The sequence below is a fragment of the Bacillus sp. FSL L8-0099 genome (genome assembly GCF_038006385.1).
GTDB classification, from domain to species: domain Bacteria; phylum Bacillota; class Bacilli; order Bacillales; family Bacillaceae_G; genus Bacillus_A; species Bacillus_A toyonensis.
In genome coordinates this window covers 4,997,056-5,009,597 of sequence record NZ_JBBOVC010000001.1, presented here as the reverse complement: position 1 = coordinate 5,009,597, position 12,542 = coordinate 4,997,056, and the positions used below count along the sequence as shown (strand labels likewise).

General features: G+C 34.0%; 13 protein-coding genes, 2 pseudogenes and 1 riboswitch. Of the genes and pseudogenes, 10 read left to right on the top strand and 5 right to left on the bottom strand.

Annotated features, from left to right (window positions below; all coding sequences use genetic code 11):
* Nucleotides 1–28: 28 nt before the first annotated feature.
* Nucleotides 29–610 carry a beta-class carbonic anhydrase gene (locus tag MHH42_RS25725; RefSeq protein ID WP_000926486.1) on the bottom strand — a complete coding sequence of 194 codons (582 nt, stop codon included), beginning with the start codon at nucleotides 608–610 and terminating at the stop codon, nucleotides 29–31.
* 166 nt (nucleotides 611–776) lie between these two features.
* Here MHH42_RS25725 and MHH42_RS25720 point away from each other — a divergent pair, with 166 nt between their 5' ends.
* Complete coding sequence (locus tag MHH42_RS25720) at nucleotides 777–1,208, top strand: Lrp/AsnC family transcriptional regulator (protein WP_002039967.1); 432 nt, start codon at nucleotides 777–779, stop codon at nucleotides 1,206–1,208.
* Between the two features lie 340 nt (nucleotides 1,209–1,548).
* On the opposite strand, the gene MHH42_RS25715 is transcribed toward MHH42_RS25720, so the two are convergent.
* Nucleotides 1,549–2,514, bottom strand: a complete 966-nt coding sequence (locus MHH42_RS25715; protein WP_097872961.1) for a DUF4822 domain-containing protein — start codon at nucleotides 2,512–2,514, stop codon at nucleotides 1,549–1,551.
* 451 nt (nucleotides 2,515–2,965) lie between these two features.
* Between MHH42_RS25715 and MHH42_RS25710 the strand changes: the two genes are divergently transcribed.
* Entirely contained in the window at nucleotides 2,966–3,400 is a 435-nt protein-coding gene (locus tag MHH42_RS25710; protein ID WP_033657330.1) for an Lrp/AsnC family transcriptional regulator, read from the top strand.
* A gap of 40 nt (nucleotides 3,401–3,440) precedes the next feature.
* Here MHH42_RS25710 and MHH42_RS25705 read toward each other — a convergent pair whose 3' ends face one another.
* A complete protein-coding gene (locus MHH42_RS25705; RefSeq protein ID WP_340894515.1) occupies nucleotides 3,441–3,998 on the bottom strand; it encodes a cysteine hydrolase family protein in 558 nt (185 codons plus the stop codon).
* A gap of 475 nt (nucleotides 3,999–4,473) precedes the next feature.
* On the opposite strand from MHH42_RS25705, the pseudogene MHH42_RS25700 reads away from it, so the two are divergent.
* The 7 genes and pseudogenes from MHH42_RS25700 (at nucleotide 4,474) to MHH42_RS25670 (ending at nucleotide 10,357) form a co-directional block, all read left to right on the top strand.
* Nucleotides 4,474–5,426: pseudogene (locus MHH42_RS25700) on the top strand (nuclease-related domain-containing protein).
* Nucleotides 5,427–5,478: 52 nt separating this feature from the next.
* Entirely contained in the window at nucleotides 5,479–5,883 is a 405-nt protein-coding gene (psiE, locus tag MHH42_RS25695; RefSeq protein WP_000834705.1) for a phosphate-starvation-inducible protein PsiE, read from the top strand.
* Nucleotides 5,884–6,024: 141 nt separating this feature from the next.
* Nucleotides 6,025–6,432, top strand: a pseudogene (gene speG / locus MHH42_RS25690) (spermidine N1-acetyltransferase); the annotation flags it as partial.
* A gap of 452 nt (nucleotides 6,433–6,884) precedes the next feature.
* The gene (locus MHH42_RS25685; protein WP_340894513.1) at nucleotides 6,885–8,432 is read left to right on the top strand and encodes an ABC-F family ATP-binding cassette domain-containing protein; all 1,548 of its coding nucleotides are present in this window, start codon (nucleotides 6,885–6,887) and stop codon (nucleotides 8,430–8,432) included.
* A gap of 5 nt (nucleotides 8,433–8,437) precedes the next feature.
* A complete protein-coding gene (locus tag MHH42_RS25680; RefSeq protein WP_141559904.1) occupies nucleotides 8,438–9,631 on the top strand; it encodes an MFS transporter in 1,194 nt (397 codons plus the stop codon).
* Nucleotides 9,632–9,783: 152 nt separating this feature from the next.
* Nucleotides 9,784–10,017: a DUF3955 domain-containing protein gene (locus MHH42_RS25675; protein ID WP_140154169.1), complete on the top strand. Its 234-nt coding sequence runs from the start codon at nucleotides 9,784–9,786 to the stop codon at nucleotides 10,015–10,017.
* A gap of 100 nt (nucleotides 10,018–10,117) precedes the next feature.
* Nucleotides 10,118–10,357 carry a DUF3947 family protein gene (locus MHH42_RS25670; protein ID WP_000980960.1) on the top strand — a complete coding sequence of 80 codons (240 nt, stop codon included), beginning with the start codon at nucleotides 10,118–10,120 and terminating at the stop codon, nucleotides 10,355–10,357.
* A gap of 28 nt (nucleotides 10,358–10,385) precedes the next feature.
* Here the strand turns inward: MHH42_RS25670 and crcB (MHH42_RS25665) are convergent, their stop codons facing one another.
* Together crcB (MHH42_RS25665) and crcB (MHH42_RS25660) are read right to left on the bottom strand one after the other, a co-directional pair.
* The gene (crcB, locus tag MHH42_RS25665) at nucleotides 10,386–10,742 is read right to left on the bottom strand and encodes a fluoride efflux transporter CrcB (protein WP_000969609.1); all 357 of its coding nucleotides are present in this window, start codon (nucleotides 10,740–10,742) and stop codon (nucleotides 10,386–10,388) included.
* Entirely contained in the window at nucleotides 10,739–11,143 is a 405-nt protein-coding gene (crcB, locus tag MHH42_RS25660; RefSeq protein ID WP_000639320.1) for a fluoride efflux transporter CrcB, read from the bottom strand. The genes crcB (MHH42_RS25665) and crcB (MHH42_RS25660) overlap by 4 nt, the downstream gene beginning before the upstream one ends.
* Before the next feature lie 54 nt (nucleotides 11,144–11,197).
* A riboswitch (Fluoride riboswitch) is annotated at nucleotides 11,198–11,257 on the bottom strand.
* A 218-nt stretch (nucleotides 11,258–11,475) separates the two neighbouring features.
* Here crcB (MHH42_RS25660) and MHH42_RS25655 point away from each other — a divergent pair.
* The gene (locus MHH42_RS25655) at nucleotides 11,476–12,534 is read left to right on the top strand and encodes an endonuclease/exonuclease/phosphatase family protein (RefSeq protein WP_000734836.1); all 1,059 of its coding nucleotides are present in this window, start codon (nucleotides 11,476–11,478) and stop codon (nucleotides 12,532–12,534) included.
* Nucleotides 12,535–12,542: the final 8 nt, after the last annotated feature.

Genomic DNA, 12,542 nt, shown 5'->3' with positions numbered 1-12,542 from the left:
TAATAACTTCCCTTCATTTGAGTAATAATTAATTTTTCATACCATTTAATGTTTTATATCCATCAACTACTAAATCTAATTTACCTGTGTGGGGATCAATGACTAAACCATGTACAGGAACATCTTTTGGAATAAGTGGATGATTTCTTACTAAATCAACATTAGCTTGAGTTGAGTCGCAGACATCATCGAATCCAAATAACCAATTTTCAAGATCAACACCAGCATATTCAATTGCTGATAAAATTTCGGATGAAGCTACTCCACGATCTAATATTTTTTGAAGTGTTCCTTTTGGATTAGTTTGGCTTGCACCACATTTATGGTGTCCGATAAGAAAGATTTCATCTGCATTTAGATCATATACTGATGCTATAACACTTTGCATAACGCTATCGAAAGGAGAAGCAATTTTACCACCTGCATTTCTGATAACTTTTGCATCACCATCGTGTATATCTAAAGCTTTTGGAAGTAGCTCAATTAAACGAGCATCCATGCAAGAAACAACAACCATACGTTTTTTAGGCATTTTTGTCGCTTCAAAAGGAGCGTATTCCTTATTTTCTACAAATTGTTCATTGAACGATAGGATTTCTTGTAATAACATATTTGTAACCTCCTTTAAATCTAGATGTATTTTTTGTTGCGTCCTCTATGTTATAAGTGAATATAACTGATAAACAATGTGATGTAAGAGGATAAACTAAGTATAGTGAATTGTATCGATAAGCAGAATAAGCTGGCGAAACACTTTCTGGCTTTCTACTTTCACGGTGAAAGGATTGGTTTATATCATTGATCAAACAGATTTTGAGATACTGAAATTATTAGGAGAAAACTCAAGAATACAATGGAAAGAACTTGGTCAAAAAATACATATGACGGGACAGGCGGTAGGAAATCGAATTCGAAGGTTAGAGGATTTAGGGATTATTGAGCAATACACAATCGCAATAAACCGAATCAAATTAGGACAAGTAGTGACTGCGTTTGTTACTTTGTTCGTAACAACAGCTAACCATCAAGAGTTTATGAATTTCTTTCAAGGAGAAGAAGGGATTTCTGAAGTACATCGTATAAGTGGTGACGGATGTTATTTATTAAAAACACATTTTGCTTCCAATGAAGAATTGGATAATTTTCTGGGGCGACTATTAAAGTATGGGAATTACCGTGTTAACCTATCAATAGGGAAGTTAAAATAAACTTTATGTAAGTTTATGGTTCCTTTTGCTTGTGGCTAAGACATGTTTCCAAAAATAAAAGGAGTATCTCTTATTAAATAAGAGATACTCCTTTTATTTGTTTTTAATAATTATTGATTATTTTACATCTGATTTTTCTTTTTTCATTATTTGCCTTTGACTAGTGAAGGGGAATTTTTTAACATCAAAACCCCTGCGCTGTATGCAACAGGGGGTTCTATTATTACTTATTTGAGGGCATGATCCTATTTCATTTTACAGCTAATTCATGTTTCGAATATAAAAAGTAGACTCATAAGAAAAATCCTGTAGTTCAGTACAGGATTTTTAATCAAACTAATTAAAAACTAAATTGTGGTTTAACATCACCTTTATAAGGTTCATGTTCAACGAATATAGTTATGTCTTTACCAGATTGGTCTTTACCAGTTCTTTTATACGTAAATTTCTTATTGTTCAGTTCAGTAAGTTCAAGAGCCGCACCATATTTATTATTTCCAATTGATACATGAGCTCTTATTTTATTTTCGTGTACAACATCGAAGTAACCATAGTCACCGCGGCTTTGACCTGTTTCGCTATTGAAGAACTCGTATTTATTAGACTTGTCATCAAATTTTGCTAGACTTATAAAATTAGAATTAAACTGTGTTACATCATTACCAGCTTCATCTAATACCTTTGTTCCATGCCAAAGGGTGCCGCCTAAAATTTTATCTCCATCAACATTTTTAACAATATCGCCTGTAGTAGTGTTCAGTTGCTTGTCCGGATCAGTGAAAGAAAGTTCTTTTTCTTTATATGGAACATGTTCAACGAAAACTTCTACATCTTTACCGTTAGCGTCTTTCCCCATTCGTTTATAAGTAAATACATTTTTATTTAGTTTTGTCATGTCAACAACAGCTTGATACTTCATTGATTCTGAAATTAATATTCTCTTCTTCCCATCATTTGTGACAAAGAAAGTTCCTTTATCGCCACGACTTGCACCTGTCTTAGCATCAAAGAATTCATATCTGCCGGACTTCGCATCATATTTTGCAAGGCCAATAAAGTTTGCATTCTCTTTTGTTAAGTCATTCTTATCTTTGTCATATACTCTTGTACCTTGCCAATTAGTATCGCTAAGAATGTTAGCCATTTTTTGGCCTTTCGTTAACTTGTGTTCCTTTTTCGTCTCTTTAGCAGCTTGTTCTTGTTTTTGTTTACCATGATTTTCTTCGGCTTTAGTACCAGCACACCCTGTTAATGCTAATGTGAATCCGAGCAGTATTGATGATAGTGCTTTCGTTTTTTTGTTCATTTTTTATCGTCTCCTCATTGTATGATTTTCATGTTATTCACATGGTTTTAAGTAGTGCGGTTTGTGATTATAGTAGTAGTTCATCCTTCTGAATCTTTGTTACATGAAAAGATTTAGGTTGAATCAATGAACTTAGTTGCTACGTTTATTATGTTAATCCCAGAGTATAAACTCCCTCTAAATAAAACATTAAAAAAAGATAAACTAATTCCTAAAAAATTTTCATATTTATAAAAAAGCAATCGCTAGCTTGCTACAGGGATCTTTCTAATATTTACTAAAGTTGTTTCTGATGCCTACGAGTAATCAAAAAAATACATTGTAAAGAAGAAGGAAAGCCGTTAACAATAATGTAATTCCTAATAGAGTTAATCGATTGTAGTGCAAAATTTTTGAGCTGAACTGTATGGGAAATGAAGATTTTATAGAAGTCGCTTCATATAGGAAGGGGATGTCCATGTTTGATTCAACAGATTTTAAAATTATACAGTTACTACAAGAAAACGCTAGAATGAACTGGAGGGAAATTGGAGAGATAGTACATTTGACTGGCCAAGCCGTTGGAAAACGAATTAACAAATTAGAAGAGGCAGGTGTCATTCAAAAATATACGATAGATATCGACAGAGCTAAGCTGGAAGGATCCATTATGACGTTTGTTACGCTATTTTTGCATGCACCACATTATCATAATCAAATTCAAAGTTTTTTCGAAAAAACAGACGTAATCACTGAAATGTATCGTATAAGTGGCGATGGGTGTTATATCATGATTCTTCACACATCTTCGCATCAGCAATTAGAAGAGACGCTTGCAGATGTTTTACATTATGGTGATTATCGTATAAATACTGTCATTAAGACAATGGAAAAAAAGAAAGAATAAGATATTTATCCTTTCTTTTTTCATATGGAACTGTAATTCTTTATTTGTTTTTATTTATAAAACAGCTTGCTGACATGACTTTTGCGTAAATATCACCAAACTCTAATGCGCTCATGAACGATTGATGAGCGTGTACTGCTGGGATTAGATTTCCTTGGAATTCTAAATCTTTTGTTGTACAAGCATCTTCAATTACAATACATTGAAATCCTAAATCACTGGCAGCCCGTACTGTTGCATCAATACATACATGAGTCATCATACCGCAAATTACTAGTTGGTCTATTTTTTCTGTTTTTAATGTTTCTAATAAATTTGTTCTTAAAAAACTGTTAGGGTGATATTTTTGAATGACTCTTTCATTAGCGATCGGTTGTACATCATCATGAATTTGAGCACCTACTGTCTCGGGGAGGAAGAAGGTAGCTCCTTCATTGTTCGCAATATGTTGTACATGAATAATTGTTTTATGTTTTTCACGAAACACTCTCAATACTTCTTTCGCTTTTTGGATGGCTTTTTCAGGTAGATGTAATTCCATATTGCCGCCTTTAAAGTAATCATTTTGTATGTCGACTAATAGTAATGCTTCGTTCATCGTTATTCCCCCATACTTAGTGATTCAGCACGTTATTTGTACTGTACCGTTATTATATAAATTGTAGCTATGCTGAAGTAATAACATTATGAAACGATTTTGAGGTATATAGTTTCAGTGTGAAAAAAGTGAAAGTTGGTATAAGTACAAATGGATTTTGTGGAATTCACGGCAAAGTTATAGGTAGAGTGGCATTATAAGGTAAAAACCATAACTTTGCTGGAGGAGCAGGTTATGGTTTTTTATGCGGAAATGCGATTTTAAGTTTTTGCTGAAGGTGTTTTTCTAGGATATGCTGTGAGTGATTGGAGTGAGGTAGTGTCGGATATTGTCGACCAATCGATATATTGGAAAAATCGTTGATATATTGTGAGTTGTGATAGATATATTGGAAAAATCGTTGATATATTGTGAGTTATGATAGATATATTGAAAAAATCGTTGATATATTTGTAAAGGGGTGTTTGAGGTGATTGTGAAAGAAAGAAAAATGCCGATTTATATAAGGCAGTTAGAAGCACTTTTTAGAAGGTTACCTGTACATCATCCGAAACGAAATTTAATTGGAGAAAACTTGGCAAAACACATGGCGGGATATAAAGGGGAGCAATCGATTGATTATCCACTTAGTTTTATTTCTGAGAAAGAGTATAGTATTTTACATGATATTCGCTTATCTAATTATGATAAATACTTTCAAATTGATACTATTATCCTTTCCACAAAGTTTCTTCTTTTTCTTGAGATAAAAATATAGCAGGTACATTAATATTTGATACAAAGTTTAATCAACTTATCCGAATAACAGAAGGAAATTCAGAGGGATTTCCAGATCCGGTTTTACAAATAAAAAGGCAAGAAATACAAATAAAGAGATGGTTAAGCTTACATGGATTTTCCTCTAGTCTTCCAATTGAGTCCCTTGTTGTTATTAGCTCGCCTCGTACCATTATAAAATCTTCAGATGACAATCTTCTTCATACAATTATTCATAGTGCAAATTTACCTCATAAAATAAAGTGGTTTGAAAGTAAATATAAAAGAAAAGTTATAGATAATGTAGATAGGCTCATTCATCAAATAATAACGGAGCATTCTCCACTTCAACAAAATATACTTGAGCAATATAAAATAGAAAAAGAGGAGTTGTTAAATGGAGTACAATGTGAGAAATGCTTAGTTATTCCAATGGTTAAAGTGAAGAAGGGCTGGCGTTGTACAAGTTGTAAAGATTTTTCAAAAGTGGCACATGAGGATGCTATACGAGATTATGCATTGATCATTAGTACGACATGTACGAACGGTAATTTGAAAGAGTTTCTCCATGTTTCGTCGGGTATGGTTGTAAACAGAATTCTCCACACACTAAATCTTCCCTACACTGGCAACAACAAAGGACGAATATATGATTTAACTTCTTTCCAATGATAATTTTGCTATAATAAATACGTACGTATACGAAGGGGAGTTTAAAGAGAAAATGAAGTCATTTAATATCGATCATCTTATAGCTAGTGTTTTGCAATGGATATTAAATATAGCGCTAATTATATTATCCATTGTCTTATCTATCTTTTTAATTAATGAGACAATCACATTTATTCAATACATCTTTTCAACAAAGAAATATACATCGTATAAATTGGTTGAAAGTATCATCGTATATTTCCTATACTTCGAGTTTATTGCATTAATTATTAAGTATTTTAAATCGAACTATCATTTCCCGTTACGTTATTTTATTTATATCGGAATTACGGCATTAATTCGGTTAATTATTGTATCTCATGAGGAACCGATGGAGACGTTATTATATGCGGGATCCATTCTTGTTTTAGTCATTGCTTTATACATATCGAATATGAGAGATTTGAGAAAAGAGTAGTAGTGCAGACATAAGTTTGCACTACTTTTTTCACCTTGACCTTCAAGTTACTTGAAAGTTTACAATGAAATTAGGGCGTTTGAAATTGAAAAAAATTGAGAAATTAAGTGAAGAGGTTTCTTTTACTTGGAGGTTATAGAAATGAGTCAGGAATTGAAGTTACGTCCATTAGAACGAGAAGATTTAAAGTTTGTACACGAACTGAATAATAACGCGCATATTATGTCGTATTGGTTTGAAGAACCTTATGAGGCCTTTGTAGAATTGCAGGACTTGTATGATAAACATATACACGATCAAAGTGAACGCCGATTTATCGTTGAGAAAGATAATGAAATGGTTGGATTGGTTGAGTTAGTGGAGATTGATTATATTCACCGAAGAACAGAATTCCAAATTATTATTGATCCAAATTATCAGGGGCATGGTTACGCAGCAGAAGCGACGCGTTTAGCGATGGGTTATGCCTTTGCTGTCTTAAATATGCATAAGATATATTTAGTTGTCGATAAAGAAAACGAAAAGGCTGTGCATGTTTCAGAAGCAATATTTTGAAAGTAAGTAGTTGAATGATTTGGAAGTAATGTTGACGCTTCGCAAAACCGTATGCTAAAATCCCTTTTAAGTATTAAGGAAGGTGCAGAACATGCTTTATATAAAATTTGTAAAACTCATTAGAAAACTTTGCTCCGCACAAATGTATACGGTGAAGCGTTGTACGGAGCTTAATCAAGGGGCATAAATCCCCTATATTCATCGGCTGAATAACTTTTCTAAAAAAGTATAGTTTATCTATGCTTATTTGGTTACGGTTTGTAAGTCGATGTATAAAATAGATTAAGGGCCATAGACAATGCTTTGTCTATGGCCCTTTGTGTATATTATTCCAATGAGCCTTTACTATAAATTGGAGTAGTATAGGAAAAACCACGAAGCAGAGGGCTAGTGTCGAATGACGCTATCTCTCTGCTTTTTTTAATTTCAGGAAAAGAGGAATACGAATGAGTTTACTTAAAGTTGAAGGTTTATCACATAGTTTTATAGATAAAGCCTTATATGAAAATGCTTCTTTTAGTTTGCATAAAGGAGAACATATGGGGATTGTTGGACAGAATGGTGCAGGAAAAAGCACGTTAATGAAAATATTGATTGGAGAAATCATTCCTGATAAAGGAGATATAAAGTGGCAACCTAATATTCAAATTGGACATCTGGATCAATACGCAGAAATTGATGGGGGCTATACCATTTCACAATATGTAAAGAGAGCTTTTTATGATTTGTATGAAATGGAAGATAGAATGAACAAGTTATATGAAGAAAGTGCTAGGACTGGAGATGAGAATCAACTATTAAAAGCGGCAGAGATTCAAGAACAGCTTGAGGCTCGTGATTTTTATTCGGTAGACAGTATAACGAATAAGGTGGCAGCTGGTTTAGGTATTGATGCTATCGGGATGGATCGTGTTATTGGTGAATTAAGCGGAGGACAACGTGCAAAGGTAATTTTAGCGAAGCTTTTATTAGAAGAGCCGACTATTTTATTACTAGATGAACCGACGAATTTTCTTGATAAGGAGCATGTGGAGTGGCTTGCTAATTATTTAATGAATTTTGAAGGGGCGTTTATTGTAGTGTCACATGATTTTGATTTTCTGGAAAAGGTGACTTCTTGCATATGTGATGTAGAGTTTGGAACAGTTAAGAAGTATTACGGAAAATACTCAGATTTTGTAAGACAAAAGGAGCATTTGCGAAAAGATTATATTCGCCAATACCATGCACAACAGAAGAAAATTGAAAAAACGGAAGAGTATATTCGTAGAAATATTGCTGGAGTGAATTCAAAAATAGCACAAGGACGTAGAAAGCAGTTGCAACGTATGGAAAGAATTGCGCCACCAAGTTTTACCCATAAACCGTCTATTCATTTTCGGGAACTTCCTATTTCAGTTCAAACAGTTCTTGAGGTAAATAATCTCGAAGTTGGTTATGACTTTGCTCTCTTACCAAAATTGAATTTTTCAGTAATGGGTGGGCAAAAACTTGTTATTACAGGATTCAATGGAGTAGGGAAATCTACTTTATTAAAAACAATTGTTGGCACTATTGCTAGTATTGCTGGAGAATTTCACTTCTCAGAGCAAATAAAGATTGGATATTATGAGCAAGATTTAAATTGGAGCAATGATTCTTTAACTCCGCTTCAAATTATTTCGGAACAGTTTCCTACATTGAATATGAAGGAAATACGTCATCATTTAGCTGCGTGTGGTGTGAAAGATACTCATGTCTCGCAAGAAATTCGTACGTTAAGTGGTGGTGAACAATCGAAGGTGAAACTGTGTGGATTATTACTATCACCTTGTAACTTCTTAATTTTAGATGAGCCGACAAATCATTTAGATGCAGAAGCGAAGGAAGCTTTGCAAAAGGCGCTAATACAGTTTAAGGGCAGCGTTATACTCGTATCTCATGAAGCGAGTTTTTATCTTGATTGGGCGGATAGTATTTTCAATATAGAGACGGGATTAGTTAAGGGGGTGTGAAATATATGAATGAAAATAATTGGAGAATGAACATTATATTATTTTTAACCGCTCAAACTATTTCGTTGTTCGGTTCATCTCTCGTGCAATACGCGATTATATGGTATATCACCCTTACAACATCATCAGGGGCGATGTTGACCATTTCAACTGTTTGCGGTTTTCTACCACAAATTGCGATATCTTTATTTGCTGGTGTGTGGATTGATCATTATGACCGTAAAAAGATGATTATGTTATCGGATGGAATTATAGCGATTGCTACGTTAATTTTGGCAATTTTATTTTTAACAGGATATAAAAGTATTTGGATGCTGTTTATAGTATTACTCATTCGCTCAGCTGGTACAGGTGTACAAACGCCGGCTGTGAATGCGTTAATTCCACAAATTGTTCCGAAAGATTATCTTATGAAAGTAAATGGGATAAATAGTAGTATTACATCTTTAATTATGTTTCTTTCACCGGCGGTAAGTGCCGTAATTCTTTCTGTTACTAGCATTGAAACGACATTTTTTATTGATGTTATTACAGCTATAATCGGAATTAGTATTATGTTTATCATTCAAGTGGAAGGACATGTGAATGTAGGGGGTAAGCAAAAATCTAATCTACAAGGTATAAAAGAAGGGTTTGCTTATTTAAAAGAAAATGTATGTATGAAAAGGCTACTCGTTTTATTAATCATTATTATGATTTTAATAAGTCCAGCCGCCTTTTTAACACCTTTAATGGTGACTCGTTCCTTCGGGGCGGAAATGTGGAGACTTACTGCTAGTGAGATGACCTTTAGTGCTGGTGCAGCAGCTGGTGGCGTACTGATTGCAGTATGGGGTGGTTTCCGTAATCGTATGCATACAACAGCGCTGGCCTGTGCGTTATATGGTCTGCTTATGGTAGGACTAGGAATTGCACCGGTATTTATTATGTATTTAGTCTTTAATTTTTTAATTGGTATAACAATGCCATGTTTTAATACGCCAGTTACTGTGTTATTGCAGGAGAAAGTAGATCCAGTTATGCATGGCAGAATGTTTAGCCTCGTACAGATTGCGAATTCATGTGCTTTACCTTTAGGGATGATTATATTTGGTCCTTTGGCTGATGTGTTTAGTGTAGAGGTTTTGTTAATTTATGCTGGGATATTCGTACTATTTTGCGCAATGTATGTTGTATTAAGCAGGAAGTTTGAAGTGTAAATATTTATTGTCTATAAAAGGTTTGTGAGGCAATTTAAGATGCTTCATAAACCTTTTTCATCCTAGTCAATAATAATTTATTGTAAAACGATAAATTATTATTGACTAATGATTTTGTTTTGGATAATATGATGTTAATTAAGAAGAATTATATGAATAGAGGAGAATGTAAAATGAAAAATAAATACGTAGTAGCTATTTCTTTCATGATTTTAGCGATTATTTCTTTAACTATACATGCTTCAAACAGTAAAGTAGGAGCGGATGGATTTCTTGAAGAACCTTTCTTTTTCCTAGTACCGGTAAGTTATGTATTGTTCTTTAGTGGTATTGGTGTATTACTATTTGGATATATTACTTCAAAGCTGAGAAAAAGTAATAGATAAAGTGAAGTTTAATTAGTGATGGATTCCCCAATCGGGACAAAATACTCACTATGAAATAGAAACATACCATATGGAAGAAAAATAATAAGTGAGCTGAATAATGATGAATCATTATTTTTATAATGGTAGACAAGTAGGAGCGGCTATAACGCTAGCCGGGGCACAGGGGACAATTCATGCTGTGAATCAAGTGATTCAAATGCAGCAACAAGCATATTTTGCACAAATGATGCAAGGACAGTATATGCAATACTCACAATTTCCAATGCAAAGTGTGCATTATGATGTGTATCCAGCGGGTTTACTTTCCATTCCATATGGCGGGACTTACTTCTTATGAAAGAAAGCGACTCGATAGAGTCGCTTTTTTATATTCCACCGAGCTTCATTCCAAGGAATGCGAAGAGGATACCGATTATGTAAGTAGTACTTACATATAAAAGGGATGTGTAAATTTTTTTGCGATTGAGAAGCTGAATGGATTCTAATTTAAACGTCGAAAACGTTGTGAATGCGCCCATAAATCCAGTTCCTAATAATAATTGCCAGCCTGTAGTGACTCCGTTGCCAATTATATATCCGAGTAAAAATGCTCCTGTTATATTAATAAGGAATGTAGCAATTGGAAAGGATGTTTTATTTCTTTTTTTAAACCAATTGCTAATTGCAAATCGTGTAATCGCACCGAAAAACCCTCCAGTTGCCACTAATAAAGCTTCCATCATAAGTGATCACCTTCCGTAACTGATTTCTTAATTAAGAAATCACCTAGTGTATAGCCAAGTCCAGACATAATGAGACCGCCAAGTATGCTACATGATACATATAGGAAAGCCAGGCTCCATTCAGCATGATTAATTAATTGCATGGTTTCTACACTAAATGTTGAAAACGTCGTAAAAGAACCGATGAATCCAGTTCCGATGCCTGTGATAACCTCCGAAGGTAAGATGTTTAGCCGTGCAACATATGTAGTCAGCCATGCTAATAAGAAGCAGCCGATTAAGTTAATGAGTAATGTAGCTAATGGAAATGAATGATGCCAAAATTCATGGATAGTAAGACCTAAATAATAACGAGAAAGGGCTCCTAATATACCGGCTATACCGACGATAATATAAATCAAATTCCTCACCTCTTTAAATAGCTTGCTCAAAAAAATAGACTCCTACCAGTAGTTATACTGGTAGGAGTCATTAGCTAAGCAGCGGTTATGGCGAACTCCATCGCCTATAATTATTACATATAGTGTACTAAAAATTGCGTTTGATTTCCAGTGAAGAAGTTGGTGTATTTTGTAGTTCTCTAATCGTTTAAGATAGAGAATTATTACTTATAAACTAAATATAGTGATATAAGGTTTTCAGTGTGATAAAATGTTTCGTATATCTTTCATTTTTTATTTGACTGAAAATAAAGAAAAGTAAAATCGTATGTTTTAGAAAAGGAGTCGTTTGTTTGAAAAAGTTATTAAAAATAATACTTATATGTATTTTAGTAGGTGTGGGAGTTGTAGGTGGGTTTTTAGCGTATATGACACTTACAAAAGAACAGCCAGCTGATGTTATAAGCTTGAAGGTGGAAAACAATAAGAAGCGCGTAATTGCGCAGGGAAATGAATTTAAAGTTACAACGTTTAATATTGGATATGCTGGACTAGATAAGGATCAAGACTTCTTTATGGATGGAGGAAAAGGGTCTGGTTCAAGTAGTAAAGAACAAACGGAAACGAATTTAAAGAATATGCTTTCGTTTTTACAAAATGAGAATAGTGATTTTGCGCTATTACAAGAAGTAGATATAAAATCAATGAGATCATTTGATATAAATGGGCATGAATTTTTGAAAAAAGGACTGCCTGATTATGCTTCTTCGTTCGGAAAGAACTATGATACAAAATGGGTTCCGGTGCCAATCACAAGTCCAATGGGATATGCTGATGCTGGACTAAGTACGTTTTCTAAATATACAGTTCAAACAGCGAAGAGGTTCCAATTACCAGGAATGGAGCCGTGGCCAAAGCGTTTATTTGATTTAGACCGAGCGATTGTTGAACATAAAATTCCTGTTAATAATGGAAAATTTGTTAGACTCGTAAATTTACATTTGTCTGCTTATGATGAAGGCGGAAAAATTAGAAAGCAACAAGTGGAGTATTTAAAAGAATATATGAACAAACATTATAAAAATGGTGATTACGTAATAATGGGCGGGGACTGGAATCAATTAATTTCTAACGTTCAGTTAAGTGATCCGAAGTTCGTGAAGGAGCGTCCTGAGTGGTTAGTAGAGTTACCGAAGGATTTTACCGATGGTGGCTTTAAGTGGGCTGTAGATCCGTCTGTTATGACTGTGAGAGATGATGTAAAGAAATACGTGGAAGGTGAAAACTTTGTCACGATTATTGATGGCTTTATCGTTTCACCGAATGTTGAAATTGTAAATGTACAAGGGAAAGATTTGAAGTTTGAAAATAGCGATCATAACCCAGTGAGTGCGGTATTCAAGCTGAAGTAATCGATACG